Annotated in this window: 35 protein-coding genes; 10 read left to right on the forward strand and 25 right to left on the reverse strand. The window is 68.7% G+C overall.

Going from position 1 to position 23,513, the window contains the following annotated elements:
* Positions 1-50: 50 nt before the first annotated feature.
* Entirely contained in the window at positions 51-419 is a 369-nt protein-coding gene (locus ACYVL2_RS16725; RefSeq protein ID WP_460545381.1) for a M20/M25/M40 family metallo-hydrolase, read from the reverse strand.
* A 292-nt stretch (positions 420-711) separates the two neighbouring features.
* On the opposite strand from ACYVL2_RS16725, the gene ACYVL2_RS16730 reads away from it, so the two are divergent.
* Positions 712-843 (forward strand): hypothetical protein, encoded by a 132-nt coding sequence (locus tag ACYVL2_RS16730; protein ID WP_460545383.1) that lies wholly within the window; start codon positions 712-714, stop codon positions 841-843.
* An 87-nt stretch (positions 844-930) separates the two neighbouring features.
* On the opposite strand, the gene ACYVL2_RS16735 is transcribed toward ACYVL2_RS16730, so the two are convergent.
* On the reverse strand, positions 931-1,080 hold the full coding sequence (locus ACYVL2_RS16735; protein ID WP_460545384.1) for a hypothetical protein: 150 nt from the start codon (positions 1,078-1,080) through the stop codon (positions 931-933).
* A 320-nt stretch (positions 1,081-1,400) separates the two neighbouring features.
* Between ACYVL2_RS16735 and ACYVL2_RS16740 the strand changes: the two genes are divergently transcribed.
* Complete coding sequence (locus tag ACYVL2_RS16740) at positions 1,401-1,559, forward strand: hypothetical protein (RefSeq protein ID WP_460545386.1); 159 nt, start codon at positions 1,401-1,403, stop codon at positions 1,557-1,559.
* A gap of 19 nt (positions 1,560-1,578) precedes the next feature.
* On the opposite strand, the gene ACYVL2_RS16745 is transcribed toward ACYVL2_RS16740, so the two are convergent.
* Entirely contained in the window at positions 1,579-1,935 is a 357-nt protein-coding gene (locus ACYVL2_RS16745; RefSeq protein WP_460545503.1) for a sigma factor-like helix-turn-helix DNA-binding protein, read from the reverse strand.
* A 184-nt stretch (positions 1,936-2,119) separates the two neighbouring features.
* Between ACYVL2_RS16745 and ACYVL2_RS16750 the strand changes: the two genes are divergently transcribed.
* Positions 2,120-2,488: a BlaI/MecI/CopY family transcriptional regulator gene (locus ACYVL2_RS16750; protein ID WP_460545389.1), complete on the forward strand. Its 369-nt coding sequence runs from the start codon at positions 2,120-2,122 to the stop codon at positions 2,486-2,488.
* Positions 2,485-3,336 carry a M56 family metallopeptidase gene (locus ACYVL2_RS16755; protein ID WP_460545391.1) on the forward strand — a complete coding sequence of 284 codons (852 nt, stop codon included), beginning with the start codon at positions 2,485-2,487 and terminating at the stop codon, positions 3,334-3,336. The genes ACYVL2_RS16750 and ACYVL2_RS16755 overlap by 4 nt, the downstream gene beginning before the upstream one ends.
* A 7-nt stretch (positions 3,337-3,343) precedes the next feature.
* On the opposite strand, the gene ACYVL2_RS16760 is transcribed toward ACYVL2_RS16755, so the two are convergent.
* From ACYVL2_RS16760 to ACYVL2_RS16800, 9 genes are all read right to left on the reverse strand, one after another.
* The gene (locus ACYVL2_RS16760; RefSeq protein ID WP_460545394.1) at positions 3,344-3,673 is read right to left on the reverse strand and encodes a DUF1707 SHOCT-like domain-containing protein; all 330 of its coding nucleotides are present in this window, start codon (positions 3,671-3,673) and stop codon (positions 3,344-3,346) included.
* A gap of 2 nt (positions 3,674-3,675) precedes the next feature.
* A complete protein-coding gene (locus tag ACYVL2_RS16765) occupies positions 3,676-4,317 on the reverse strand; it encodes a class I SAM-dependent methyltransferase (RefSeq protein WP_460545396.1) in 642 nt (213 codons plus the stop codon).
* A gap of 75 nt (positions 4,318-4,392) precedes the next feature.
* The gene (locus ACYVL2_RS16770; protein WP_460545398.1) at positions 4,393-4,644 is read right to left on the reverse strand and encodes an SHOCT domain-containing protein; all 252 of its coding nucleotides are present in this window, start codon (positions 4,642-4,644) and stop codon (positions 4,393-4,395) included.
* Between the two features lie 344 nt (positions 4,645-4,988).
* Positions 4,989-5,201 carry a hypothetical protein gene (locus ACYVL2_RS16775; protein WP_460545400.1) on the reverse strand — a complete coding sequence of 71 codons (213 nt, stop codon included), beginning with the start codon at positions 5,199-5,201 and terminating at the stop codon, positions 4,989-4,991.
* Position 5,202: 1 nt separating this feature from the next.
* Positions 5,203-5,466 (reverse strand): glutaredoxin family protein, encoded by a 264-nt coding sequence (locus tag ACYVL2_RS16780; protein WP_460545402.1) that lies wholly within the window; start codon positions 5,464-5,466, stop codon positions 5,203-5,205.
* Positions 5,463-6,137, reverse strand: coding sequence for a peroxiredoxin family protein (locus tag ACYVL2_RS16785; RefSeq protein WP_460545404.1), 675 nt, complete (start codon positions 6,135-6,137; stop codon positions 5,463-5,465). The genes ACYVL2_RS16780 and ACYVL2_RS16785 overlap by 4 nt, the downstream gene beginning before the upstream one ends.
* Positions 6,137-7,081 carry a cytochrome c biogenesis CcdA family protein gene (locus ACYVL2_RS16790; RefSeq protein WP_460545406.1) on the reverse strand — a complete coding sequence of 315 codons (945 nt, stop codon included), beginning with the start codon at positions 7,079-7,081 and terminating at the stop codon, positions 6,137-6,139. Before ACYVL2_RS16790 ends, ACYVL2_RS16785 begins: the two co-directional genes overlap by 1 nt.
* A gap of 83 nt (positions 7,082-7,164) precedes the next feature.
* Positions 7,165-8,112, reverse strand: a complete 948-nt coding sequence (locus ACYVL2_RS16795) for a M56 family metallopeptidase (protein ID WP_460545408.1) — start codon at positions 8,110-8,112, stop codon at positions 7,165-7,167.
* Complete coding sequence (locus ACYVL2_RS16800; RefSeq protein ID WP_460545410.1) at positions 8,109-8,477, reverse strand: BlaI/MecI/CopY family transcriptional regulator; 369 nt, start codon at positions 8,475-8,477, stop codon at positions 8,109-8,111. The genes ACYVL2_RS16795 and ACYVL2_RS16800 overlap by 4 nt, the downstream gene beginning before the upstream one ends.
* A 107-nt stretch (positions 8,478-8,584) precedes the next feature.
* On the opposite strand from ACYVL2_RS16800, the gene ACYVL2_RS16805 reads away from it, so the two are divergent.
* Genes ACYVL2_RS16805 through ACYVL2_RS16815 form a run of 3 tightly spaced genes read left to right on the forward strand, consistent with a single transcriptional unit; the run spans position 8,585 to position 10,498 of the window.
* Positions 8,585-9,193, forward strand: coding sequence for a TlpA family protein disulfide reductase (locus ACYVL2_RS16805; protein WP_460545412.1), 609 nt, complete (start codon positions 8,585-8,587; stop codon positions 9,191-9,193).
* A gap of 1 nt (position 9,194) precedes the next feature.
* A complete protein-coding gene (locus ACYVL2_RS16810; protein ID WP_460545414.1) occupies positions 9,195-9,935 on the forward strand; it encodes a cytochrome c biogenesis CcdA family protein in 741 nt (246 codons plus the stop codon).
* Between the two features lie 26 nt (positions 9,936-9,961).
* Positions 9,962-10,498, forward strand: coding sequence for a hypothetical protein (locus ACYVL2_RS16815; protein ID WP_460545416.1), 537 nt, complete (start codon positions 9,962-9,964; stop codon positions 10,496-10,498).
* A gap of 9 nt (positions 10,499-10,507) precedes the next feature.
* On the opposite strand, the gene ACYVL2_RS16820 is transcribed toward ACYVL2_RS16815, so the two are convergent.
* On the reverse strand, positions 10,508-10,630 hold the full coding sequence (locus tag ACYVL2_RS16820; RefSeq protein WP_460545418.1) for a hypothetical protein: 123 nt from the start codon (positions 10,628-10,630) through the stop codon (positions 10,508-10,510).
* A gap of 103 nt (positions 10,631-10,733) precedes the next feature.
* Positions 10,734-11,669, reverse strand: a complete 936-nt coding sequence (locus ACYVL2_RS16825; RefSeq protein ID WP_460545420.1) for a WD40/YVTN/BNR-like repeat-containing protein — start codon at positions 11,667-11,669, stop codon at positions 10,734-10,736.
* Positions 11,670-11,910: 241 nt separating this feature from the next.
* Between ACYVL2_RS16825 and ACYVL2_RS16830 the strand changes: the two genes are divergently transcribed.
* On the forward strand, positions 11,911-12,384 hold the full coding sequence (locus tag ACYVL2_RS16830) for a DUF2752 domain-containing protein (RefSeq protein WP_460545422.1): 474 nt from the start codon (positions 11,911-11,913) through the stop codon (positions 12,382-12,384).
* Between the two features lie 326 nt (positions 12,385-12,710).
* Here the strand turns inward: ACYVL2_RS16830 and ACYVL2_RS16835 are convergent, their stop codons facing one another.
* Complete coding sequence (locus ACYVL2_RS16835) at positions 12,711-13,943, reverse strand: MFS transporter (protein ID WP_460545424.1); 1,233 nt, start codon at positions 13,941-13,943, stop codon at positions 12,711-12,713.
* A complete protein-coding gene (locus ACYVL2_RS16840; protein WP_460545426.1) occupies positions 13,927-14,550 on the reverse strand; it encodes a thioredoxin domain-containing protein in 624 nt (207 codons plus the stop codon). Before ACYVL2_RS16840 ends, ACYVL2_RS16835 begins: the two co-directional genes overlap by 17 nt.
* A 40-nt stretch (positions 14,551-14,590) precedes the next feature.
* On the opposite strand from ACYVL2_RS16840, the gene ACYVL2_RS16845 reads away from it, so the two are divergent.
* Positions 14,591-15,085, forward strand: a complete 495-nt coding sequence (locus ACYVL2_RS16845; protein WP_460545427.1) for a MarR family winged helix-turn-helix transcriptional regulator — start codon at positions 14,591-14,593, stop codon at positions 15,083-15,085.
* Between the two features lie 198 nt (positions 15,086-15,283).
* Here ACYVL2_RS16845 and ACYVL2_RS16850 read toward each other — a convergent pair whose 3' ends face one another.
* The 3 genes from ACYVL2_RS16850 to ACYVL2_RS16860 all read right to left on the reverse strand — a co-directional run bounded on the left by ACYVL2_RS16850 (position 15,284) and on the right by ACYVL2_RS16860 (position 17,387).
* Positions 15,284-15,445 (reverse strand): hypothetical protein, encoded by a 162-nt coding sequence (locus ACYVL2_RS16850; RefSeq protein ID WP_460545429.1) that lies wholly within the window; start codon positions 15,443-15,445, stop codon positions 15,284-15,286.
* Positions 15,446-15,496: 51 nt separating this feature from the next.
* Positions 15,497-15,943: a hemerythrin domain-containing protein gene (locus ACYVL2_RS16855; RefSeq protein ID WP_460545431.1), complete on the reverse strand. Its 447-nt coding sequence runs from the start codon at positions 15,941-15,943 to the stop codon at positions 15,497-15,499.
* Between the two features lie 307 nt (positions 15,944-16,250).
* Positions 16,251-17,387, reverse strand: coding sequence for an endo-1,4-beta-xylanase (locus ACYVL2_RS16860; RefSeq protein WP_460545433.1), 1,137 nt, complete (start codon positions 17,385-17,387; stop codon positions 16,251-16,253).
* A 294-nt stretch (positions 17,388-17,681) separates the two neighbouring features.
* On the opposite strand from ACYVL2_RS16860, the gene ACYVL2_RS16865 reads away from it, so the two are divergent.
* Positions 17,682-18,122, forward strand: a complete 441-nt coding sequence (locus ACYVL2_RS16865) for a VOC family protein (RefSeq protein ID WP_460545435.1) — start codon at positions 17,682-17,684, stop codon at positions 18,120-18,122.
* Positions 18,123-18,217: 95 nt separating this feature from the next.
* Here ACYVL2_RS16865 and ACYVL2_RS16870 read toward each other — a convergent pair whose 3' ends face one another.
* The 6 genes from ACYVL2_RS16870 to ACYVL2_RS16895 form a co-directional block, all read right to left on the reverse strand.
* Entirely contained in the window at positions 18,218-18,724 is a 507-nt protein-coding gene (locus ACYVL2_RS16870) for a hypothetical protein (protein WP_460545437.1), read from the reverse strand.
* Between the two features lie 102 nt (positions 18,725-18,826).
* Entirely contained in the window at positions 18,827-19,282 is a 456-nt protein-coding gene (locus ACYVL2_RS16875; protein ID WP_460545439.1) for a hypothetical protein, read from the reverse strand.
* Between the two features lie 189 nt (positions 19,283-19,471).
* Positions 19,472-20,467: an LLM class flavin-dependent oxidoreductase gene (locus ACYVL2_RS16880; protein ID WP_460545441.1), complete on the reverse strand. Its 996-nt coding sequence runs from the start codon at positions 20,465-20,467 to the stop codon at positions 19,472-19,474.
* A gap of 15 nt (positions 20,468-20,482) precedes the next feature.
* Entirely contained in the window at positions 20,483-20,770 is a 288-nt protein-coding gene (locus ACYVL2_RS16885) for an ArsR/SmtB family transcription factor (protein WP_460545443.1), read from the reverse strand.
* Between the two features lie 94 nt (positions 20,771-20,864).
* Positions 20,865-22,127 carry an MFS transporter gene (locus tag ACYVL2_RS16890; RefSeq protein ID WP_460545445.1) on the reverse strand — a complete coding sequence of 421 codons (1,263 nt, stop codon included), beginning with the start codon at positions 22,125-22,127 and terminating at the stop codon, positions 20,865-20,867.
* Positions 22,124-23,476 (reverse strand): MBL fold metallo-hydrolase, encoded by a 1,353-nt coding sequence (locus tag ACYVL2_RS16895; protein WP_460545448.1) that lies wholly within the window; start codon positions 23,474-23,476, stop codon positions 22,124-22,126. The genes ACYVL2_RS16890 and ACYVL2_RS16895 overlap by 4 nt, the downstream gene beginning before the upstream one ends.
* Between the last annotated feature and the right edge of the window lie 37 nt (positions 23,477-23,513).

Here is a 23,513-nt window from a genome sequence, read left to right on the forward strand (position 1 = left end):
GCAGTTTCGTTGTCGTTCAGGGTGATCCTCTCTTGCCGAAGCAGACTACTTCAGCTCGCTTGGATCACCCCGACCCCACAAAGTTCCGGACACACCCCCAAGACCCCGTCGGCGAGCATGCTGTCGTCGTATGCGGCCCGTGGGAAATGGTTCGAGGCCGCCTCGCTCGGGTCGTCTTTCACGGTGGCGCCGTAGAACATGTAGCTTCCCGGGACCGCCTCCAGGACCCGCGAGAAGCCCTCCGAGCCCATGACCGGCTCGGGCATCTCGGTATAGCGGTCCTCGCCGAACAAGTCCTTCACCGTCTCGGTGACGAACGCCGCCTCGTTCGCGTCGTTGACCGTCGGCGGGTCTCGCCTGAGGCCGGTGCGGGCAGCTGCAAGGTCGAACGTGTCATCGGCCTCAAGACCGACCGGCAATTGGATGCGGCGGTGTTGTGGGTCCCGGACTTGCCCGGGCTCCCGATACGGGCTACTGGTGCACGTCTGGTCGGTGCCGACCCATTGGAGGCCTGCAGGATTGTGGAGTTTGCGGCCGCGGCGACCGACGACGGTCGGGTGCGGCCGGAGAATGTGACCGCGCGGGCGATCCCGGTCTCCGGTGAGGCCGACCGGACCTGTTGGCCGCCTACCTGCTCTCGAGGTCAGAGACCGCACCGGCCTGATCGACCACCCGGTCCTGGCCGAACACCGGACCTATCACGCTCGGGTGTTGGAGGTGTGGAGCAGCGCCGCCGAGTCCTACCCGGACATCGCCGCCGACCTGCGGGCACACCTGGCCCGGTCGCTGGGGCCCTGGTCGATGCTCCCGAACCCATCGGGCCCGAACTGGCCGCACTGCTGACCGATCGGCTTACGCCCCCTGGTGCGAGCCGCGGTCGAGCGCGCGGCCGAGCAGGACCTGACCGCCGCCCAACAACTGGCCCTGGCCCTATCCCTCGACGACCACCGCGACCAGGCAGGCATCGGCCAAGCCGCCGCCGAAGCAATCCATGCCGGCCTTCTGCCATATCCGCACCCCGGACTGACCGGCCTGGGTACCGCACTGGCCTCCCGAGCCCTGACCCACCACGAACACCACGCAGCATCCTGCGACCTCGCCGCCGCCCACAACACACTGGCTATCTGGATGAGCGACCACGGCCAACGCGCCGAGGCCTTGACCCACGCCGAACACGCCACCACCCTCTACGAGCAACTCGCAGCAGCCGACCGCCAGAGGAACCTGCCGGGCCTCGCGATGTCGGTGAACAACCTCGCGAACCACCTGGCTGGGGCCGGGCGGCGGACCGAAGCGCAGGCAGCAGCCGAACGGGCAGTGGCATTGCGTGAAGAGCTGGCCGAAACGCCTACTTGCCCGACCTGGCTCGAACTTTGTGGACAGCGGCGAATGTGTGCAGTGTGCTGGACACCGAACTTTCCGACGCGGTGGCGTTCTGCGACCGATCGATTCGGTACTTCCGGGAGCTGGCCGCCTCCGAAGCGGCAGCCTTCGAGGGCGACCTCGCCTCCGTTGAAGCGCTCCGCCGCGAGGTGGCCGACCGTACCGACACGGATTGATAGGAACCGCGCCCGCGGCTCATCGGGCCCGTTCGCGGGCAGCGCGGACCAGGCGCTTGACGCTGCGCACGCTAATGCCGTACCGGTCGGCCAGGACCTGCTGAGGCACACCGTCATGGAAGGCCTCGACGATGGCTTGCCGTTGCTGGTCGGTCAGGCGCCGTCGCAGCGCACGCGGCGGCACGGCAAGTGCATCCGAGAATGCGACAACGCTGCCATCGTGGGACTGCCGGGAAAGGCTCGAGCGTCCATCTGGCTGCTTGAAGTCCGTTCCTATGGGGCGTAGAGCGGCGTCTACCTGCGACGATGGGTTCGAATAGGCATGTAGAACCTCCACCAACCCAGTAATCCGGACATTCAGACACTTACACCCCATACCAAATGTCTCGCTCTTAGTTATCACTGGTTATCACCAAAGTTCCTTGGTTGGTGGCCTCACCGCCCTTGGTAGCAACTCCCGGTCGTGATCGATCCATTCGGCGCCCATGCAGTGCCTGGCTTCGGCCGGGCGCCACGCTCCGGCAATCCGGACTACGACCGGCACGTAGTAGCTTGGAATGATGGGAAACGGTGATCGCGCTGGCAAGTTCGGGCCGTTGGAGTCGGCCGTCCTCAAAGTGCTCTGGGACGCTTCGGAGTCGGTGCCGGTGCGGTATGTGCTGGAGCGGTTGAATCGCGACCGCGAGCCGGAGCTGGCGTATACGACGGTGATGACGGTGCTCTCACGGCTGGCCGAGCGGGGGGTGGTCGCCCGGTCGAAGGCCGGGCGCGGCTATGTGTACCGCCCGGTGGCCCGCGATGAGGCCGGGATCGCCGTGCGGCGGCTCCTCGACGACTACGGGGAGGCGGCACTGGTCTCGTTCGTCGATCAGGTCGGTGATGACGAGGCGCTGGCCGCGCGCCTGCGAAAGCTGGTGGATGAGTCGTGACCGGCGACCGGCCGCTGTGGACGCTGGTCGTCGGCACCGTCGCGACCTATCCGGGACTGTGGATTGTGTGGTGCGTATCGGGGTTGCTGGGCCTGCACGGCTCCTCGCGATCGGTCGCGTCCGATCATCTGCCCGAGGTCGGGGCCTATCTGGTGCTGGCGGTGGTCAGCGTCATCTCGATCGTGCTCGCGGTGCGGACGGCGGCGCGGGCGCTGTCGGCGACCGGTGGCCTGGTCCAGGAGCTCGAGTCGCGCCGGGTTCGGGCGCCGGGCCGGTTGGCCGCGGCGGCGGCAGGGTTGGACATCGCTCGGCTGATGGTGGTCGACGACACCGAGGAGTTCGCGTTCACGGTCGGGGTCCTGCGGCCTCGTGTCGTGGTGAGTTCCAGAATGGCCGCGGCGTTGTCGGATGCCGAGCTGCGAGCGGTGCTCGCTCATGAGGCATCGCATACGCGGCGATTGGACCCGCTGCGGGCCTTGGCGGCGAAGGTCGCCGCCGCTCATCTGTGGTTCGCGCCGGTGGCGAAGGGTCTGCGGTCTCGGGCCGAGTCCGAGCACGAGCTGGCCGCCGACCGTTACGCGGTGGACCGCTGCGGGCGGGCGGCGTTGGCCTCGGCGCTGCTGCGCGCTGCCCCCGGCCCGGGGACGGCCGAGGTCGCGGTCAGCGGCTTCGCCGCGACGAGCCTGCTGGAGGCGCGGGTGCGGCAGTTGGAGTCGGGCGGGGTGCGTCTGCCGGGTTTCGCTTCGGTGCCGCGTTCGGCTCTCAGCGGCATCGCGGTGCTGGGCTTCGTCTCGGCGGTCGCCGCCTCCTGGAGCCTGATGATCGCCGCCTGCCCCTGCCCGATGTGACCGTCGTTCAGTGGCACATCATGGCGCCGGAAGGCATCGCGCCAGCCGCCTGGGCGAGTCCGCCGACGAGGCCGACACCCGCGGCGGCGGCCAGGGCGATGGTCGTCCCTCGCCGCCACGCCGGACAGGCGAGCCCACCGGACCGGCCGTCGTTCTCGCCGGTCGCGGGCAGGTCGGAGGTGAGTCGGGCCAGGTCGGCACCGGTCCGGGCGGCCCAGGCTCGTTCGCTGCGCTCGTCGAACTCGGTGAGGGTCAGCCGTCCATCGCAGGTGTGCTGCTCCAGTGCTTGAACGGTCGCCCGGCGTTCGGCGTCGGAGGCGCGAAACTGCGGGTTCATCGTCACTCCTGTTCAGATGCGGCGGGTTTGCGGGCGGCAAGGCGCTCGATCAGGCCCGTTTTGAACCGGTCATGGGCCTCGATCGCGAGCCCGGCCGCCCGCACATGCCGGATGGGGCGGCGCCGGAAGTGCTCCCCTGCAGTGGGCACGGAGCAGATCTCGATGACGCGCTGGAGTCCGCGGATCCACGCCGAGGTCGCCACCACGTGGTCGGCCAGCAGGAGCAGTCCGCCGGGACGTAGCACCCGCACCATCTCCTCGACGGCTTTCGCATCGTCGGGGATGGCGCACAGCGAGAAGGTGCACACGACCGTGTCGAAGGAGGCGTCGGGAAACTCGAGTCGCTGGGCGTCGCCGAGGCGGAGGTCGGCCTCGATGCCCAGGTCGGCGGCGCGCCGCCTGGCGCCCTCGAGCATAGCCGGGCTCAACTCGAGGCCGGCCAGCTTGATGTCGTCGGGGTAGTGCTTCAGGTTGAGACCCGTGCCGATCGCGACTTCCAGGCTGCGACCCTGAGCGCGGGAGGCGATCCAGGCTCGGGTGTCGCCGAAGAACCAGCGTTCGGACCGGGCCATGGCCCGGTCGTAGCCGACCGAGTACTTGTCCCAGCGGCGTCGCAGGTCATCGAGATTCTTGATCCGTGCCATGGGCGGGATCCCTTCTGGTGGCGTTCTCGACCACCTTATTACTACAATATGGTAGTAGCAATCACGCCCCACTGGTCAGCCGGTGTCGCGTTGCGTTTGGCGCAGTACGGCCAGGCGCTGGCGGTACTCGTCCTCGTCGATCTCCCCGGCGGCGTAGCGGGAGGCCAGCACGTGTTCGGCCTCACGCGCGCCCTTCTGGCTCCAAGTCCGCATGCCACCTCTGGCGAGGGCGATGATCAGCCAGATCACCGCACCCCAGAACGCGAGCATGAGCAACATCATCAGCAGTCCCCAGCCCCAGCCGGCGCCGTTCCACCCCCACATCATCACTTCCCCCTTTCTTCAAGACGTGCTCGATCTGCCGGCGAAGTTCGCGACCCTTTCTACTACCTGATTGTAGTAAAAATGTGGAGAAGTGTCGGGTCGCGGTGGGAGTTTCCGAGGCGGTGATCCTTGCGCGGTCTCGGTCGTCGCTGACTCGGCTGGTCTGCGGATCGCGGCAAGCCACGAACCGCAGACCTAAGTCCGGACTACTCCTGTCCGCATGGGCAGCAGCACTCCTCTTTCAGGGAGCCGCAGTTCGCGCAGCATTCGTCCATTGCCGGTCACCTCCTCTGTATTCCTCGCCGGGGTGGTCGCCAGCGAAGGGTGGGAAGGGTTGAGGGGCGGGGTCAGTCGCGGGTCTGGGGCTGGGCGCGGAGTTCTTCGAGTTCCGCCCGCATCTGGTCGGCCTGGGCGGTGAGGCGGGCGATCTCGGTCTGCCATTGCTCGTCGGCCCCTTGGTGGCCTTCGTGCTCGGCGTGGCCGCCGCCCATCATCTTCATCATCATGACCATCATGGCCACGCAGCCGACCACGGGCAGCAGGTAGAGCAGGTTCTCCATGTCAGTCCTTTCCGGCCCCCGCCTGGGCGAGGGTCTTGCGGAGTTTGCGCTCGCTCGGCCGGCCGTAACTGAACAGCTCGCCATCGATGAGCAGGCCGGGGGCGAGCAGGACGGTGTGCTTGATCGCGAGCTCGCGGCCCTCGTCGCCGGCGAGGTCGATCTCGGTGACGGTGAAGTCGAATTCGGCCGACAGGTAGTGCAGGATCTCCTTGGCCCGGTCGCAGAACCCGCAGTCGTTCTGGGTCAGCAGCGTTATGCGGATCATTGGTCGCTCCTGTCGGCCTCGAGGTCGGCCAGGATCGCGTCGACCGGCAGGTACATGGTGTAATCCGGTTCGCCGCCGTAGTCGGCACGCCAGACGATGGTGCCCTCGCCGTCGACCAGGATGAAGCTGTGGCCGTTGGTGGTCCCGCGCATCATCCCGTAGGCATTGGTGTCGTACTGCTCCGAGACGGCCAGGTCGGGGTCGGAGACGGCGACGGTGTCAAGGCCGTCGGCGGCCATCTTCCGGGTGTGGATGTCGACCGGATCGGTGGTGATCGGCAGGAAGGCATCGACGCCGGCGGCTTCGAATTCGGCCCACTCGTCTTCGACGTCGGCGATCTGGTCCCAGCAGGGCTGGCAGCCGCCGCCTTCATGGAAGTACAGGAGCACGTTCTGGCCGCCAAAGTCGGCCAGGCTGACCTGTTCGCCGCTGGTGGCCGGGAGTGTGAAGTCGGGAGCGGCCTCGCCGTGCCCGGGCTCGCCGACGGCGAAGTTGTAGCCGGAGCTGCCCTCGGCGCTCGCCGCGTTCTGCCTCTCGTTCTGAGTGATGGTGTAGACGGCGAAAAGGAGGCCGATGCCGATCGCCGCGGCGACGGCGATCTGGGCTGCCGAGGGCCGCCAGCCCTTGAGCGGCGCCGCCTGGCGCTTCTTCAACTTGCTCTGAGTGGCCATCAGGGTTGCTCCGTCTTCTCGGGCTTTTGCGTTGCGGGAGTGTCCTCGCAGCACGCGTGCAGGTCGGTCGGGCTCGGTTCGGTTTCGGGGGTGTCGGTCTTGGATCGAGTGCCGCGGATCGCTTTGAACAGCAGCCAGGCCAGGGAACCGAGGATGGCGATGCTGATGACGATGCCCGGCACGGTGGAGCCCAGTGCGTGTTGCACGTGGGCGGCGGCGAACCGCAGCTGGGCGGCGACGCGGGCCTGCCAGCCGTCGGGGGTCATGCCGCGCTCGGTCAGGGCCAGGATGACGGTCAGGATGCCCATAGCGACCATGAGGCCGCCCGAGAGCAGTGACCACAGGGGGATCTTGCGCCCGCGAAGGCGCAGTCCGCGTTCGTTCAGCCATGTGGCCGAGCCCCAGTCGCGGCGGTCCCAGACCAGGGCGAGGATGGTCAGCGGGGCGACCATGCCGAAGACGTAGGCGGCCCCGACGCTGAGCGCGGCAGGGAAGGAGGCGACCGCGCCGGAGACGGCCACGACGCCGGCCAGGACCGGGGCGCAGCAGGCCGAGGCGATCCCGGAGAACGCCCCGAGCAGGTAGGTCGCGCCGATCCCGCCCCCGGAAGTCGCCCGCAGACCGGGCATCGGCATCTTCATCTTCCAGCCCAGGAGCATCGCCGCGCCGAAGGCGATCATGGCCGCCCCGCCGATGGAGTAGACCCACACGTGCTGCGAGATGAACAGCCGCGACAGGGCAGTCGCACCGAGCGCGATGGGCAGGATGACCGTGGCCAGACCGGCGGCGAAGACCATGGTCATGCCGAGAATGGACCGCCGGTGGCGGAATGTGGAGGCGAAATAGGCCGGCAGCATCACCGAGACGCAGCACGGCGCGGCCAACGCCAACACGCCGCCGAGGAAGGCGGCGAGCAGCGTGGTGGAGAACAGCAACTCAGTCACGACCACCAACTCTCTACTAGAGTACTAAGTACAATAGTAGATTGGTGCTCGCGATGCCACCGGTCCGGACTCGGTCGTGTCGCTCAGACGGGGTAGCAGGCCATCTGGATCAGGGCAAGAACTGGCAGCACCGACACGACGATCGGCACCACCACCACCAGCGCCGAGCCGCCGACGATGCCCCCGGCGCAGAGCCGCCCGACTCTCGGCGGTGCGTTCAGCAGCCGCTCCATGCGCTGGACCGTGTCGCCCCCGGAGACGGCTAGCGCGGCCTGCGGGGCCGCACCGGCCTCGGCAAAGGCCAGCAGGCCGGCGGCGACGGCGCGCCGGGTCTGGACTCGGCCGGCGGCCTCGTCGGCACATCGTTCGACGAGGTGCGCGATACGTCCGGGCGCGTCGGCGAACAGTGGAAGCCACGGGGCGACCCGATGCAGCGCCAGTGCCGTGGCGATCAGGAGATGGTGGCGCCCGGCGAGGTGGGCGCGCTCGTGTGCCAGTACGGCGGCAAGCTGGGTCTCGTCGGTGGCCGCGATGGCTCCTGCGGTGATCACGACGGTGCCGCCGCGCCCCGCCAGACAGTAGGCCGCGGCTTCAGGGCGGTCCAGGATCCAGGCGCCGAGTCCCTCGTCCCAGCCGCCCCGGCGCGCCAAGAGGCCGCGGTGCTCGCGCCGCTCGCGTCGGGTCCGGATCGCGACCGCGGCAGCGCCGTGCGCTAGCCGGACCGGCACCACGGCCACCAGCGCCGCCGATGCGACAGCGGCGGCCAGGCCGCCGCTGGGGCCGTACTGGGACTGGAGCGCGGTCACGCAGGTGTGGAGGAAGCCGGCGACCGTGGTGCCGAACGAGCCCATGGGCATCAGCATCGCCAGGCCAGCGACCGGGACCGCCAGGAGCGCGCTCGTCATCAGCGCGAACCAGGCGACCAGACCCAGGCGGGGCGATCGTTCGAACAGGGGCGTGCCGCGCAGCAGCCTTGGGCCGAGGACGGCGAGGACGGCGGCGTAAGCGAGGAGGATCGCGGCGACGGTCATGACTGCTCGCCCCCGGCATCCTCGGCCATGAGTTCGCGCAGTCGGGCCAGCTCGTCGGCGTCGATCGCGTCGACGAACTTCATCAGGGCGGCGGTGCGGTCGGTGGAGGCGTCGAGGACGCCGGTCATGAGTGCGGCGTCGTGCTCGGCACGGGAGTGGACCGGTCGGTAGGCCCAGGCGCGGCCCTCGCGGTGGCGGTCGAGGACGCCCTTGCGGTGGAGGTTGTCCATGACGGTCATGACGGTGGTGTAGGCCGGAACCGGGTCGCGGTCGAGCCCGGTGAGGACCTCGCGGACCGTGGCCGGGCGGTCCAGCGCCCACAGGCGGTCCATCACCACCGCTTCCAGCTCTCCGAACTGCCGCATGTCGACCTCCTCGAATCGCGCCGATCACTGGCGGCGCTCCCGTCACGATACCCGGGTTATGGGCCTCTATAGTACTAAACAACTTAGTAGTGAAGGAGTGGTCCGCCATGCCGCACCGCCGCACCCTCCTCGCGGCCGTCCCGCTGCTCGCGCTCACCGCCTGCTCGGGCAGCGGCGAGGATTCCAACCGGACTAACGAGCTCAACCGCTCGCGCTACACCTCCGGCGACGGCACCAACCTGCGCTGGAACGACCCCGCCGAGCGTCCCGAGGCCCCGGCCCTGGCCGGCGAGAGCCTCGACGGCGAGGCCATCGACACCGCGAAGTGGGCCGGGAACGTCATCGTGGTCAACTTCTGGGGCTCGTGGTGCCCGCCGTGCGTCTCCGAGGCCCCCGAACTGCGGGCCGCCGCCGAGCACTACGACGAGCAGAACGCGCAGTCGGACGACGACATCGACGTCCACCTGCTCGGCATCAACTCCCGCGACGAGCGGGATGCCGCGAGGGCCTTCGAGGAGCGCCACCGGATCCCCTACCCGTCGATCTTCGATCCCGCCGGGGAGATCACCATGAAGTTCATCGAATACGACGTCTCGCCCAACACCTTCCCGATCACCCTCGTCATCGACCCCGAGGGCCGGGTGTGCAGCATCTGGCGTGGCGAGATCGACGCCGAGACCATCTACGCTGACGTCAACCAGCTCCTGGAGTCCTGACGTGAACCTGGCCGACATCGTCACCTCCGGGCCGCTGCTGCTGGGTGTCGCCATCGCCGTCCTGGCCGGCATCGTCTCGTTCGCCTCCCCGTGCTGCCTGCCGCTGATGCCCGGCTACGTCTCCTACGTGACCGGCCTGTCCGGCTCCGAGATCGCCGCCGGAGGCCGCAGAGGCCGCGTCCTGACCGGGGCGCTGCTGTTCGTCGCCGGCTTCACCGCCGTGTACACCCTCACCGTGTTCGCCCTCCAGACCATCGGGCGGTCGCTGCTGACCAACGGCACGGTGATCGAGACCGTCGTCGGAGTCCTCATGATCGTCATGGGCATCATGTTCACCGGCGCGATTCCCATGGGGCGCGGCTTCCAGCTGCGCTGGCGACCCGCGGTCGGTCTCGCCGGGGCACCGGTTTTCGGCGCGGTCTTCGCGATCTCCTGGATCCCGTGCGTCTCACCGGTCCTGGCCGCCGTGACCGGTTTCGCCTACATCCAGGACGGCGCCATCCGCGGCATCGCGCTCATCATCGCCTACTGCCTCGGCTTGGGGATACCGTTCATCGCCATCGCTTTGGGCATGCACAAGCTCAACCGGGCGGTCGGGTTCCTGCGCCGCCACGGCCGCGCCATCTCGATCGCCGGCGGGATCATGCTCATGATTGTTGGTCTCATGCTCGTCACCGGCGCGTGGGGCGAGTTCGTCAACTGGCTGCGCGCCACCGTCGGTGTCGGCGTCAGCCCCATCTGAAACACATCGAAGGAGAACGACGCATCGTGAAAACGACAGCGATCCTGGCCGCTGCCGGCCTCGTCCTGACCGCGGCCGCCGCCTGCTCGAGCGGCGAGAATGACGAGGCGATCGACGAGATGATCGGGTCGGCCGAGACCGCGGTCCCGACGCAGACCGCGGAGGCCGCTCTCGGCTCCACCGCCACCGCTGCGGAGACCTATCCCGACGCCGCCGGGCAGGCGATCGTCACCGTCGCCGACACCACCAGCGTCGGACTGACCGTGACCGGCCTGGATCCCGAGACCGCCTACACCTCGCACCTGCACGACGCCTCCTGCGAGACCGACCCGCCCGGCGGCGAGCACTGGCTGGGCGACCCCGAAGCGGGCATGTCCGAGGACAACGAGATCCACCTGCACCTGACCACCGACGCCGACGGGGCCGGCACCGTGTCCGCCCAAAGCGACCTGATAGCCGACGAGCGCGTCAAGGCCATCGTTGTCCACCTCGACGCCGAAGGCGAGCACAGCGACCACATGGCTTCCGACCGGATCCTCTGCGGCGACCTTGAATTGGAGTGACCACGGCGGTCACGGCAGCTCCATGCCGAACGCCGCAGCGGCGGTCTCGGTCAGGCTCTCGGCGGTGAGGCCGGGCTCGGCGACGAGCTCGGCCACCGTCCCGTCCGGCGCGACGAACGCGACCGCCGGCACGCCGGGGACGCCAAGGGCGATGCGAACCTGCTCGTCGGCGTCCGAAGACCGACGGGTAAGTCAGAGAGAAGTCCTTAGCCCATCGACTGAGCGCCGCCGGAAGTTACTTCGCGGGCGTTCCTGCGGTTGCCTTTGCCTCCCAGGTGGCGCCGCCGTCGGTGGACCGGTAGAGGTCGGCGTTGTAGGTGCCCGCCCACATGACGTCGGGGTCGGACGGGTCGACGGCCAGATGCCCCACGGCGTCCTCGCTGTCGTCCAAGACCCAGCCGGTCTCTTCCCAGTTCTGACCACCGTCGTCACTGACGATCAATCCGACACCATCGGCGCCGTAGGCGATCACGCGATCTCCGGACGGCACGACGGTCACGGCCGTCACCGGGCTCCCCTCATTCACAGGCTCCCACGAGGCGCCGCCGTCGTCGCTCCGGAACAGACCGGTCGCCGTTCCGGCCCAGGCCGACTGGGGATCGACCGGGTCGGCCGCCAGCGAGTAGACCCCGCCGGACTCCATGATGACCGCGGGCTCGTGGCGCTCCCAGCTCTGGCCGCCGTCGAAGCTGGTGTAGATCCCCGCCTCGCCGTGACCGTTGAACCCGTAGACGCTGCCTTCGGCGCCGACGCTCATGGCGTGGAAGTCGACCTCCCCGGACAGGGCGACCACTTCCCAAGAGGCGCCCGAGTCGGTGGAGGTCATGAACCCCAGGGGGTTGGTCAGGTCGGAGCCGGGGGCCGGGTGGCCGGAGCTGAACATGACACCGTCTTCGGTCGGGTGAACGGAGAATCCCATGAAGTCGTGGAGCTCCTCGCTGGCGTAGCTCCACTCGTCGCCGCCGATCGCGATCAGTCCCTCGTGGGTGGCCATGTAGACCGTCCCGTCGCCCCATGCCGGGACCGCCAGGCCGTGGAGGTGGTGGAATTCGTCGACCTCGCTGCCGGGGTCGGCGGTCTGCGGTTCGGCCGTGCATCCGGCTACGGAGAGGGCGGCCGCGCCGGTCAGGGCCGCGAGTCTGCGGGCGGGGCGGGCGAGTCTGGCGGTCATGGACTACTCCGTCGCAATGTCGTCCGGGAAGATCAGGCGGCTGTCATGACTGCACGACCGCCCAGATCGAATACTATCGGCAATAGTAATTTATGTGTGCATCTTCCTTCCGGGCCGGTCCCCGGGGTCGCGGCGCAGTAACGCTCGTATAGACGGGCCGAACGAGGCGTGTGCGTAGGCGGAACCTAACTACTATGTCTATTAGTATTATGGGGTTCGGCTGAATTCTTCGAGGGGGACCATGACGCACTCGCCAGCCCCGACAGAGCTCCCGGCGATCCGACCGCCGAGCCCATGGCGCGGGCGGCTCGGCCCGGCCGCGGTCTGGGCCGGGCTGGCCGCCGCCACCGCCTACGTCCTCGCCTTCGACCCCACCGATACCCAATCTGACCTCTCGGGCCCGTGCGCGTTCCACCTCGTCTTCGGCATCAACGGGCCCTTCTGCGGTGGCACCCGGATGTGGTGGTACCTCGCCCACGGCGACCTGGTCCACGCTTTTCAACATCACCCGATCGCCCTCATCGGCGTCCCCTTCGCGCTCTACGCCCTGGTCTGGTGGACCGCCCGAACCTGGTTCGGCCGCAACCTCCCCACCCTGCGCCTGCCGCGGTCCGTCTACATCGGCTACGCCGCGGCCTGGATTCTCTTCGCCCTCGCGCTGCGCAACCTCCCTACCGGACCGTTCACCTGGTTCAACATCCCCTACCTCGGATAACGCTCTTCCCATCCCCGCGATGAGCTCCACCCCGGGGACGCCGTAGGAGGTGAAAGGCGTTGGAGGAGCGCTGCGATGCAGGTACGTCCAGCAAGGTGCCATCGATCGCGCAGACCAGCAGATCCTGCCACCGGGCTACGGCGCTCGTCGGACTCGCCAGCAGCGCGAACAACGTGCGCACCGGTCCGGCACCCAATTGCTTCCCTGCGTAGTGCAACGCCGAGGCGACCGGCTCGGCCATCGGGCCGAGGCCGCCGGTGAGCCTGCGCCATACCAGATGATGCCAGCCGGTCCCACGGCCAAGAAACCGACTTCCAGGACAACGCTTAGGCGGCGACGACGCCCGGTGCCTTCACGACGTGCGCTGGGAGCGACCGTTCGGTGCACAGAAGAATCAACGCACCGCCGATTGCCGCGAGTCCGAGCGCGGCCCACGCCTGCCAGGAACCGGCATCGAGGAGCAGTCCGATGAGGACGGGCGCGAGGCTGCGCGCGACCGACCAGGACAGCTGATAGACCGAGAGGTAGCGGCCGCGGAGATGCTCGGGCGCGGCCTGGACCGACAGACTCTGTGACGGCGCGGAGTGCATGAGCTCGGCGGCGGTGTAGAGCACGGCGACGGCCAGGACGGTGGCTATGGCGGCGATGCCGGTAACCAGGTGGGGCAGGATCGCGAAGGCGGCAAAGGCGACGGCGAACACGACCGCGCCGAGGGCGGCACTGCGGTTGCGCCTGCCGCGCGCCATCAGGCGGGCGGTGGGAACGCCGAGGGCGGCGATGAGGGCGGTGTTGACGGCGAAGACGATGCCGGCCATCGCATCGGGGACGCCGACGTCGCGGGTGAGGTAGACCGGCAGGGCGATGGACTGGGCGATGTAACCGAAGGCGATGAGGAAGTTCGCGCCGGTCACGCAGAGGTAGGGGCGGTCGGCGATGACTTGCCGGTATCCGGCTCGGGCGCGCTCGCCTTCGTGTTTCGGCGCGAGTCGCGTCCTGGCTCGGATGCCGCCGACGACGATCGCGGCGGTGGCGAAGGCGGCGCTCATGGCGACGGCAGCGGCGGCGAAGCCGGCGTCGCCGTCGAGCATCAGCATCGCTCCGGCGGCGAGGCTGCCGAAGCCCATGCCGCCGTTGCGCAGGCTCCGGTTCCAGGCGAGCAGCCGGTCGCGTTCGACGCCTTCGGCGAGATCGGCGATGAGGGCGTGCTGGCTGGGCTGGGAGCTCTGCGCGCCGATCGCGACGACGAGGGCGACTGCGAGGAAGGCCGGGTAGTTGTCGGCGAAGGGGTAGAGCGCGAAGGCGATCGCGCGCAGCGACAGTGCCCCGATGAAGACCCGCCGACCGCCGAACCGGTCGATGAGGATGCCGGCCGCGGGGGTCACGGCGAGGGCGCACAGTCCGGCGATGGTGAGGCCGGCGCCGATGGCGACCATGGACAGGCCGGTGAGCGCGTGGACGAACAGCATCGTCAAAGGCACGTACAGACCGTTGCCGACCGAGTCGACGAGACTCGCGGCGATGAAGCGGCGCCTCGGCGAGGTCTCAGATGCCGAGGTCACTGGACCGGCCCCGTTTCAACTCGGCGAAGGCGGGAAGAGCGGCCAGGGTGCGGACGGCCGTGAAGACGCGGACGGCTTCGGTGCCCTTGGGGGTCGCGGTGAGGACCGGGCCGAAGCAGGCGGCGCCGTCGATGGCGATGATGGGCGTGCCGGCCTCCTCCCTCACGGCGTCCTGACCGCTCTGGTGGCTGGCGCGCAGGGCCGCATCGAATTCGTCGGTGTGTGCGGCGTCCGCGAGGTCGGCGGGGAGTCCGGTCTCGGCGAGGGCTTCGGGGATGACGGTGTCGTAGTCCTTGTTGCGGCGCAGATGGATGCGGGTGCCGAGGGCGGTGTAGAGATCGCGGAGGACGGCGTTGCCGTGACGCTGTTCGGCTGCGGCGCAGACGCGGGCCGGCCCCCAGGCGCGGTCGTTGAACGTGCGGTACCAGGCGTCGAGCTCGCGGTGCTCATTGAGGACCGACAGGCTCATGATGCGGAAGCGCAGGGTGACCGGAGTGAGGCGCTCGACCTCGAGGATCCAGCGGGAGGTGATCCAGGCGAAGGGGCACGCGGGGTCGAAGTAGCAGTCGACGGCCGGGACCGCTCGCGAGGTGAAATTATCTTCCATGGAAGATATCATAGCTTCCATGGAAGCTATGATGCAAGGCATGGATGCAGACGCCGTCTCCGAGATGGTCGCCCAGTGGCAACGCGAACGGCCCGACCTCGACCCTTCGCCGATGCTCGTCGTCGGGAGGCTTTACAGGGTCACCGAGGCACTCGACCGACACCTGCGCCCGCCCTTCGCCGAGGCCGGGCTGGGCAACGGCGACTTCAACGTGCTGACGGCGCTGCGCCGCTCCGGCGAGCCGTACTCGCTCACGCCCGGCGAGCTCAGTCGCACGATCCTCGTGACGACTGGGGCGATCACCAAGCGCGTCGACCGCCTCGAAGCGAAAGGCCTGGTGACCAGGTCGGTAGTCGAGGAAGACGCGCGCGGACGCCGCATCGCCTTGACCGACACGGGCAGGGCCTTGGTCGACGATCTGATCGGCAAGCACCTGGAGAACCAGCGCCGTCTCATCGCCGGACTCGGTGACGAGGAACAGGCCCAGCTGGCCAAGCTGCTCGGTACCTTGTCCGCCACCCTGGGAGACGCCTAAGCGCATGAGGGTCGGACGTTGGCGACGTGGTCGCGGAGCCGAGATGCGGGCGGTAGACCGTGGGCTGCACTCCACATTGCGGTCATCCTTGACCGTCTCATTCCGAGTGCCGAACACATAGACGATGCCCTCCCACTTGTGCCCTTTCCACTTGCGCGATGCAATCTGCGTACGGAAGCTCGTGCATGCGCTCAACCGTCACGGCATGGCCGGGTCGAAAAAGAGGACGAGAACGAACGCCGCATGGCTTGCCATCGCACTTATACCCGTCGCGATCGAGAGCAGCGATCCGATGCTCAAGCGGGAAAACCATTCATTGACCGTGACATCGAACGGCAACGCCGGATCGACGGCGACCAAGGCGGCGAGTCCGACCGTTCAACGATGCCGAACGGCAACGCCGAGGCAGCGTTAGGCAAGGTCACCCAAGAGTGCCCGGGCATCGCCTTGGGGGCCCACGGCGTCCAACACCGATAGCAACTGGCGCTCTTCGTACCCGAAGTGCGACTCCATGATCGCGCCGATGCCGTCCAAGTGCCGGTGCAAAGACTCGGCATCCGCCTCGGACGCCATCGCGGCGGCGAACTCGCCGATCAGATGCTCCAGCATGTTGTGATCGGTCGTCAACTTGTTGACGACCGGCGCCAAGTCGGGACGTTCGGCGAGGATCTGCGGGAACAGGCTGGAGTCCTCGCTGCGATGGTGGCCGCTCAAGGCGGAGCAGAACCCGTGGCAGAACACCAAGAGATCCTGCCCGACAGGCACGTCGACCTCGCCGTCGATCGAGCGGCGGGCAAGGTCCAGCGCCCGTCGAAGATGCTCATGAACGGCACGCAGCTGGTGGCTCAACGCGACCATGCGACCGGTCTCAGAGCTGATAGCGCGACCCCCCCCTCTCGGATGCCCCGCTGGTCGGCCCTACCGTGCATCGCCCTACTGAGAATTGCTCCAAGCGCCGCTTTCAAAGGTGCTGCCCTATTTCTCTCCGTCCGTATGTCGACGCCCGTGCAGAATAGAGAACCACATACTTCCGGATCCTCTTCGCATGGACCGAAGACTCTGACTTGCCAGAGGAACGCAGACTCATCGATCCGTGGCCGGCTCCGTCCGGTGGCGCGTGAGGGCCGTTCGACCCCACGAGCCACCGGACGTCACTCGGTGAGGCTTACTTGTTCAGACCCGGCGGTGTCCGCGGGGACCTGCCGGGGGTGGCGTCCGCGAGACTGTCGCGCAGTGCGAAATACGCCGGCTTCTTCTCGAACTCCTCGGTCATGATCGTCGCGTAGCCTTCGTCGAAGACGCCCGGCACCCAGGAGCGTGCGTCATCGAAGCCCCAGACCGTGAAGCTCGTGCAGGCCGGGACGTTGAGGCACGCCTGGAGCATGCCGTCATACCGCTCCGCTTGCAGCGCGATCTGCTCTTCGGTCGGGTTGCCGTCCTCGTCTAGCGGCATGCGGACGTCGGCCTCGGTGACGGCCACCTTCAGGCCGAGGTCCGCGAACCGCTCGAAGTTCGCCTGCATGGAATCGTCGAAGCCGTACATCAGGCTCAGGTGACCCTGAGCGCCGAAGCCTTGCAGCGGCGCTCCGTCGGCGAGCAGCTCCTGCGCCAAGGCATAGTAGGCGTCGGTCTTCTCATTGATGCCCTCGGCGTTGTAGTCGTTGAGGAAGAGCACCGCCTCGGGGTCCGCTTCGTGCGCCCACCGGAACGCATCACCGATGAGGCCGACCGGGTCCTCCGAGCAGGCCTTGAGGAAGGGGTTGACCTCGGTACGCAGCTTCACACCGCCCTCGTCCCAGTCGTCCTGGATCAGCTCGTTCGCCACATCCCACTCGTAGATGTCGCCGGCGTAGCGGCCGACGACGGTACGGATGTGGTCTTCGAGGACGACGCGCGCCTCCGCACAAGTCCAGTCGTCACTGGCCTCGGTCACCCAGTCCGGGTTCTGGCTGTGCCAGAGCAGCGTGTGGCCGCGCACGTCCTGGCCGTTGGCTTTGGCGAATTCGACGATGGCGTCCGCACCGGAGAAGTCGTAGACGTCGGGCTCCGGGTGGATCTCGGCCCATTTCATGTCGTTCTCGGCGGTCAGTGAGTTGAACTCGGAGCCGAGAATGCTCTGGAATTCATTGGGGTTCTCGGGGTCGTAGTCCAGAAGCTCGTTCTGGCCCCAGACGGCGCTGCCCACCTGCAGATCGACCGGCGCTTCGCCGCGCAGGGTCGGTTCCTTCGGGTCGGCCTCGGCTGTGACCCCCGCGAGTGCAACTGCTGCAACGGCCGCCGCCGAAATGGCGGCAATCCGCATTTTGTTCCTGGAATGGGACATGGTTGTTCCTCTCGTATCGGGCTCCGACGATCGAGGTGAGGGACACGCCGTGGAACTCGTCCGAGCCTAACGACGTAGACGAGGTGACGCAAGATGCGATGCGGCCGCGAGGCGACTCCCTCCTCGTCGCCAGGCTGATCGGGTCAGCGACATGCGAACGGACCGGTTGCTTCAGTGCGGCGGAACGTCATTCCTACGGGGCCGCACTCAGGCGACGCGCCTCTGCTCCCTGGACGGCGGATGGCGTCGTACCCGGCCAGTATCCTCGGTGACATGGCGATTCAACGCATGGACAACGTCGGCATCGTCGTTGACGACCTCGACGCCGCCGTCGCGTTCTTCACTGAGCTGGGCATGGAGCTGGAAGGCAGGATGCCGATCGAAGAGCGATGGGCGGGAAAGGTCGTCGGGCTCGACGACATGCGAAGCGAGATCGCGATGATGCGGATCCCAGACGCCCCGGGCCGACTCGAACTGGCGAAGTACCACTCCCCGAAGGCGATCACCTCCAAGCCGGAGAACGCCCCGGCGAACACTCTGGGACTGCACCGCGTCATGTTCGCCGTCGACGACCTCGAGGACACCCTCGCCCGCCTCCGTCCGCATGGCGCCGAACTCGTCGGCGAAGTGACGCGCTTCGAGGACAGCTTCCTGCTCTGCTACCTCCGCGGACCGAGCGGCATCATCCTTGCGTTGGCCGAACAGCTGAGCTGAGAAGTACGGCCTCCGCTCACCAAGGCTCCGACCTCACGTCCTCTGCTACGGAAGGTCCACCAGCATGAGCGGGCCCCGGTGTTCCGGGCAGGCAGTCAGCCCAGGACCGCGCGGATGACCGCGGTGTCCTCGGTCAGTTCCAGCAAGTGCACCACGATGCCTCCAGCTTCGGGTTCGGGCAGCTCTTCCCCGTCTTCGGCGCACGAGAGACTCATGCCGTCGTTGCCGTCAGCGGCGAGGGTGCAGTCCGGGGAGTGCAGCACAGCGCCGGTGCCGTAGCCGTTCGGCCTGGTCACGTCCACCTTGATGCCGTCGTCGTCCTCAATTGCGGCTCCCACCGTGAACTGGCCCTGGGGTCCGTCCATGGTGAACTCGACCGGTTCGGAGAAGAACACCTCGCATTCGCCGTCGCCGCAGGACTCGTAGTCGGCGCCGTCCGCGGCCGTCGGCTCCGCAGCGGCGGAGGGGGAGACGGAGGTAGTGGCGTCGGGGTTCGATGAGACGCCGGAGTCCGAGTCCGTGCCGCAGCCGGCCGCGGCCAGGACAGCGAGCAACGCGCCGATCACCGTGTGCCGCTTGAGGAACGCTCGCGCAGTGGTCATGCGCAGATTCTAGGCGGCATCGCCGTAGTCGCCCCAGGTGGGCGGAACGGCGGCCACGCCGGTGTCGCGGACGGTTGTGCCGTCGCCTGCGGCGATGAGCTGTCAGCCCGCGGGCGTACGTGCCAGGCGCCTGCTTCGCAGCGCCTTGAACATCGGCTTCCTGGACGGTGATTCGGCCAGGCCGCTGTTGAGGACCGCATTGATGGCGACTGATGCCGCGGCGTCATCGGCCGCAGTGACGCCGGCGGTGACCATGTCGAGGATCTCGTCGGCCGCCGCCGCCACGAGATCGGGGTCGGCCGACTTGGCAGCGCGGGAGAACCCGAAAGCGAGGTCTTTGTCGCCGGTGACGTTCCGGGCGATGCAGGTGTGCATGCGTCGCCGGTAACCGGCGTTCTCGACCCAGGAATCGACCAGGAACACGAGTGTCCGGTTCGCCTGGTCCCACAGCATCTCGCCCTCCAGCAGCGCCGACAACGCTGGGAGCGGCCGCGCTTGGGAGTACTTGGATTCGAGAACGGCCGTAGCGTCGTCGCGGGTGAGATAGCTGTAGGTCATACTCAAGCCTAGCCCGCTGACGCATCGCGGCGTCAGCGTCCAGACCATGCCACGCCCCACAGACTGCAGAGCCGCACCGGGCGGCCGCTCTGCGCCCGCGACCCCGGACGCCCCGGATCACGACGGGCCTCCACCGATACGTTTCCAGGTTCTGGGCGGCGGCCTGAGCCGCTCGACGGCCTGTCTGGTTCAGTCGTGCCGCGCCATGGCCTTGGCGGTCAGCTCGATCGAGCGCACGCGGTCGGCGACGTCCACGGCGTGGTGTGCGGTGATGAGCTCGTCGGCTCTGGCAGAGGCGGCGAACTCCTCCAGGAACGCGCGGACCTCGTCAGGAGTGCCGACGGCGGTGTACTTGGCCATCGCCGACAACTGCTGTCCATTCGGTGAGGCCAGGAACGCATCGATCTCGGCGTCGGTGTAGTTCCGGCCGCCCTGGCCTCGGGAGACGAATGCGCGCGCCCGCTGCCTGTAGGCGACCTTCCGCTGGTCTTCGGCCTCGTCTCGGTCTTCGGCCGCGATCACGTTGACTCCCGCGATCACGTACGGCTCGGCCAGCTGCGCGGACGGCTCGAAAGACTCTCGGTAGGCGGCCACCGCTTGGTGCAGGGCGTCGGGCGCGAAGTGCGACGCGAACGCGTACGGCAGTCCGAGCCGCGCCGCCAGCTGAGCACCGAACAGCGAAGAACCGAGGAGGTACAGCGGCACCTCGCTTTCCGGGCGCGGCACGGCGCGCACACCCGCCACCGGGGACTCCCCGCGCAGGTATCCCTGCAGTTCCAGCACATCCTCGGGAAACGAGTCCGCCGAGGTCGCATCCCGCCGGATGGCGCGCATCGTGGCGCGGTCGGTGCCGGGCGCCCGTCCCAGCCCGAGGTCGATGCGGCCGGGGAACAGGTTCTCCAGCGTCCCGAAGTGCTCGGCGATCACCAGCGGCGAGTGGTTGGGCAGCATGATCCCTCCCGCGCCGAGCCTGATGGTGTCGGTGTGCTCGGCGACATGGCAGATGACCACGCTGGTGGCGCTCGAGGCGATGGTCGGCATGTTGTGGTGCTCGGCGTACCAGACCCGCCGGTAGCCGCTGCGTTCGGCGGCGCGGGCGAGCTCGACGCTCGCGGCGAAGCTCTCGCGCGCCGAGCGTCCCGGTGCGATCGGCGCCAGGTCGAGGATCGACAGGGCAACGGGCATGTTCGGCCGCCTTTCTCAGAGACTGCGGTGGAGTCGCTCGGTGAACGCGCGGATGCGCGCTTCGTCGCGCCGGTAGTAGATCCACTGGCCGCGCCGTGTGGCCTCGAGGAATCCGGCACGCTGGAGGATCGCGAGGTGCGCGGACATGGTCGAGGCGGACGTGCCCGCCTTGTGCTGGAGCAGGCCGGCGCACACACCGAGCTCGGCGGTGTCCCCGCAGGCGAAGTGCGCCCGCGGATCCTTGAGCCACTCAAGGATCCGCAGCCGTGTCTCATTGGACAGGGCCTTGCATTCTTCGAGCACGTCGACCAGCCTTCGGTATTTCGCTAATTCACGAAACTATCCCGCCGGGGCCGTTGCGGCACCATGACGCTCATAACAGCGCAGCGATGTCCGCTCACGCGCCGTCGTGGCCGGTTCCGGCGGTTCGCGGGTGGGTCTCGTGCATGCGCACGGCGACGGCGATGCCGGAGGCGAGGCTCAGCGCGGCGGCGGCCCAGACCGCGGCGCGCAGGTCCCACAGGTCGGCGACGACGCCGCCGACGATCGCGCCGAAGGCGTAGCCGCTGTCGCGCCACAGCCGGTAGACGCCGACGGCGCGGGCGCGCCAGGACGGGTGGGCGACGTCGCCGATCGATGCCAGCAGGGTCGGATAGACCATCGCGGTGCCCGCTCCGAGGAGCGCGGTCGCCACCGCCCACGCGTCGAAGTCGTCGGCGAGGGCGATGCCGGCGAGCGCGGCGGCTTGGACGAGCATGCCGGTCGTGATCAGGCCCTTGCGGCCCCAGCGGTCCGAAAGGGCCCCGGTGAGCAGTTGCCCGGCTCCCCACACCGCCGGGTAGAGCGCCACCAGGACGCCGACCTGCGCCACGGTCAGGTCGGCGGCGCTGAAGAGCAGCGGGAACAGGCCCCAGGCGAGACCGAAGTTGAGGTTGTTGACCAGTCCCGCCTGGCTGGCCGACGACAGCGCCGGGTCGGTGAGGGTGGTGCGGGCGAAGACCTGGCGGTCGCTCAGCGCCTGGTGGGCGCCGGTGCGCGACCGTGCCTCCAGGTGGGCGTGGTCGCGCGTCTCGCGGACCAGGAACACCGTCAGCCCCAGCCCGATGACGGCGTATGACAGTCCGAGCAGGAACGGGGCCGGGCGGAGCCCGTACTGCTCGGCCAGGTATCCGGCGAGCACGGAGGTGACCGCGACGGCACCGTAGCCGGCGGCCTCGTTGAATCCCATGGCGAGGCCGCGCCGTCGGGGACCGACGAGGTCGACCTTCATGATCACGGTGGTCGACCAGGTCAGGCCCTGGTTGACGCCGAGCAGCACGTTCGCGGCCACGACCCAGCCCCAGGCCGGGGCCCAGATGAGCATGAGCGGCACCGGAAGCGCGATCAGCCACCCGGCGACCAAGACCGGTTTGCGTCCGAATCGGTCGGACCAGGTCCCGGCGAAGTAGTTGGTGGCGGCCTTGCTGAGCCCGAAGGCGAGCACGTAGGTGAACAGGAACGTATAGCCGGTGAGGCCGAATTCGTCGACCGCCAGGAGTGGCAGGACGGTCTGCTCCTGGCCGATCATCCCGCCGACCAGGGCGTTCACGACGACGAGGAGGGCGAACTGTCCGAGGTTGGCGCCCAGTCCCAGCTTCGGTGGCGCGACGGCGGGTCTCATCGGCCCTCTTCCAGCGCCGTGCCCGCGGCCTCCGCCAGGTCGGCGGGGCCGCCGGCGAGCACTGAGACGGCCGCGCCGCGCCGGGCGGCCAGGCTCGCGGCGGTCATCGCCCGTTCGCCGTGCCCGCACATGGACAGCAGCGGGCCTTCGGGCAGATCGGCGGTGGTGACCGAGCCCAGTTCGATCCCGATCGCGCCGGGCAGGTGTCCGGCGGCGTATTCGGAGTCCTGGCGGATGTCGAGCACGGTCGTCTCGCCGATCGACTCGGCGGCCTCTGCCGGTGCGAGGACCGGGATGGAGGCGGTCGGGCCGTCCCATGCCTCCATGCCTCCGGCGAGCTCGCCGGCGAGCTCGATGTCGATCTTGGCGGCCTGCCAGGCGATGTCGGCGGCGTCTTGGCCGCGGTCGCGGACGACGACGACCGGGGCTCCGGGTTCGACGACCCAGCCGAGCCAGGTGGCGAACTGGTCGCGCAGCGCGATCGAGACCGCCCCGGGCAGGTGCGAGGCGCCGTAGTCGGCGACGGGGCGCACGTCGACGACGACCGCACCCTGGTCGTGGAGGCCGCGGACCTGCCCGGCGGTCAATGACGCGAGGGCCGGTGGTTCGGCGACGATCGCCGGTCCGGAGCGGTTGACCTCTTGGAGACGGTCGAAATAGGTCGGATAGGTGCCGAGGCCGGCGAGGAGCCGCTCTGCGAATTCGTCCTCTCCCCCGGCGGCGAGCAGCGGATTCCCGGCCCTCTCGGAGCCGATGGTCGAGGTGCGCTCGGCCCCGGGTGGAGCCGAGCAGAAGGAGCCGGCTCCGTGCGTCGGCCACACCGCGACCTCGTCGGGCAGTTCGAGCAGCCGTTGGATCGACCGGTACTGGGCGCGGGCCAGCTCCTCGGTGCGGGCGGGGTCGACCAGGTCCGTGCGCGCGGCCGCGCCGACGATGAGGGAGCCGCCGGTGAAGACTCCCAGCGGCTTCGAGCCGTCGAGGAGCAGATAGGACAGATGCTCGTCGGTGTGCCCGGGCGTTCCCAGGGCCCGCAGCGTCAGCCCGCCCAGGTCGACTTCGTCGCCGTCGGCCAGGCTCCGGTGGGCGAACTCGCGGCCGCCGTCCGCCGACGCCAGCACCTCTACCGGCCGGCGGGAGCGCAGTTGCAGCGCCCCGGAGACGAAGTCCGCGTGCAGATGGGTCTCGGCCACGAAGCGGGGACTGAGTCCCGCGCGTTCGGTCGCGGCTCGGATCCGGCGCATGTCTCTGGACGGGTCGACGACCAGGGCGCCGCCGTCGCCGAGGTCGAGCAGGTAGGCGGCATTGCCCAGCCCGGTGTCGACCAGCGTGGTCAATCGGATCTCGCTCATGACGGTGCTCCTTCGTCGGCGGGCTCGTCTCCGCCCA

This window comes from Glycomyces halotolerans, assembly GCF_054779575.1.

Coding starts and splice junctions, on each gene's coding strand:
- ACYVL2_RS16800 (WP_460545410.1), bottom strand. CDS start 8,477: ATGCGGCAGTTCGGAGAGCTGGAAGCGGTGGTGATGGACCGCCTGTGG.
- ACYVL2_RS16845 (WP_460545427.1), top strand. CDS start 14,591: ATGGATGCAGACGCCGTCTCCGAGATGGTCGCCCAGTGGCAACGCGAA.
- ACYVL2_RS16775 (WP_460545400.1), bottom strand. CDS start 5,201: ATGGAGAACCTGCTCTACCTGCTGCCCGTGGTCGGCTGCGTGGCCATG.
- ACYVL2_RS16870 (WP_460545437.1), bottom strand. CDS start 18,724: ATGACCACTGCGCGAGCGTTCCTCAAGCGGCACACGGTGATCGGCGCG.
- ACYVL2_RS16785 (WP_460545404.1), bottom strand. CDS start 6,137: ATGGCCACTCAGAGCAAGTTGAAGAAGCGCCAGGCGGCGCCGCTCAAG.
- ACYVL2_RS16795 (WP_460545408.1), bottom strand. CDS start 8,112: ATGACCGTCGCCGCGATCCTCCTCGCTTACGCCGCCGTCCTCGCCGTC.
- ACYVL2_RS16830 (WP_460545422.1), top strand. CDS start 11,911: ATGACGCACTCGCCAGCCCCGACAGAGCTCCCGGCGATCCGACCGCCG.
- ACYVL2_RS16895 (WP_460545448.1), bottom strand. CDS start 23,476: ATGAGCGAGATCCGATTGACCACGCTGGTCGACACCGGGCTGGGCAAT.
- ACYVL2_RS16825 (WP_460545420.1), bottom strand. CDS start 11,669: ATGACCGCCAGACTCGCCCGCCCCGCCCGCAGACTCGCGGCCCTGACC.
- ACYVL2_RS16765 (WP_460545396.1), bottom strand. CDS start 4,317: ATGGCACGGATCAAGAATCTCGATGACCTGCGACGCCGCTGGGACAAG.
- ACYVL2_RS16880 (WP_460545441.1), bottom strand. CDS start 20,467: ATGCCCGTTGCCCTGTCGATCCTCGACCTGGCGCCGATCGCACCGGGA.
- ACYVL2_RS16840 (WP_460545426.1), bottom strand. CDS start 14,550: ATGGAAGATAATTTCACCTCGCGAGCGGTCCCGGCCGTCGACTGCTAC.
- ACYVL2_RS16865 (WP_460545435.1), top strand. CDS start 17,682: ATGGCGATTCAACGCATGGACAACGTCGGCATCGTCGTTGACGACCTC.
- ACYVL2_RS16750 (WP_460545389.1), top strand. CDS start 2,120: ATGGGAAACGGTGATCGCGCTGGCAAGTTCGGGCCGTTGGAGTCGGCC.
- ACYVL2_RS16745 (WP_460545503.1), bottom strand. CDS start 1,935: ATGGGGTGTAAGTGTCTGAATGTCCGGATTACTGGGTTGGTGGAGGTT.
- ACYVL2_RS16770 (WP_460545398.1), bottom strand. CDS start 4,644: ATGATGTGGGGGTGGAACGGCGCCGGCTGGGGCTGGGGACTGCTGATG.
- ACYVL2_RS16760 (WP_460545394.1), bottom strand. CDS start 3,673: ATGAACCCGCAGTTTCGCGCCTCCGACGCCGAACGCCGGGCGACCGTT.
- ACYVL2_RS16805 (WP_460545412.1), top strand. CDS start 8,585: ATGCCGCACCGCCGCACCCTCCTCGCGGCCGTCCCGCTGCTCGCGCTC.
- ACYVL2_RS16890 (WP_460545445.1), bottom strand. CDS start 22,127: ATGAGACCCGCCGTCGCGCCACCGAAGCTGGGACTGGGCGCCAACCTC.
- ACYVL2_RS16855 (WP_460545431.1), bottom strand. CDS start 15,943: ATGGTCGCGTTGAGCCACCAGCTGCGTGCCGTTCATGAGCATCTTCGA.
- ACYVL2_RS16875 (WP_460545439.1), bottom strand. CDS start 19,282: ATGACCTACAGCTATCTCACCCGCGACGACGCTACGGCCGTTCTCGAA.
- ACYVL2_RS16860 (WP_460545433.1), bottom strand. CDS start 17,387: ATGCGGATTGCCGCCATTTCGGCGGCGGCCGTTGCAGCAGTTGCACTC.
- ACYVL2_RS16780 (WP_460545402.1), bottom strand. CDS start 5,466: ATGATCCGCATAACGCTGCTGACCCAGAACGACTGCGGGTTCTGCGAC.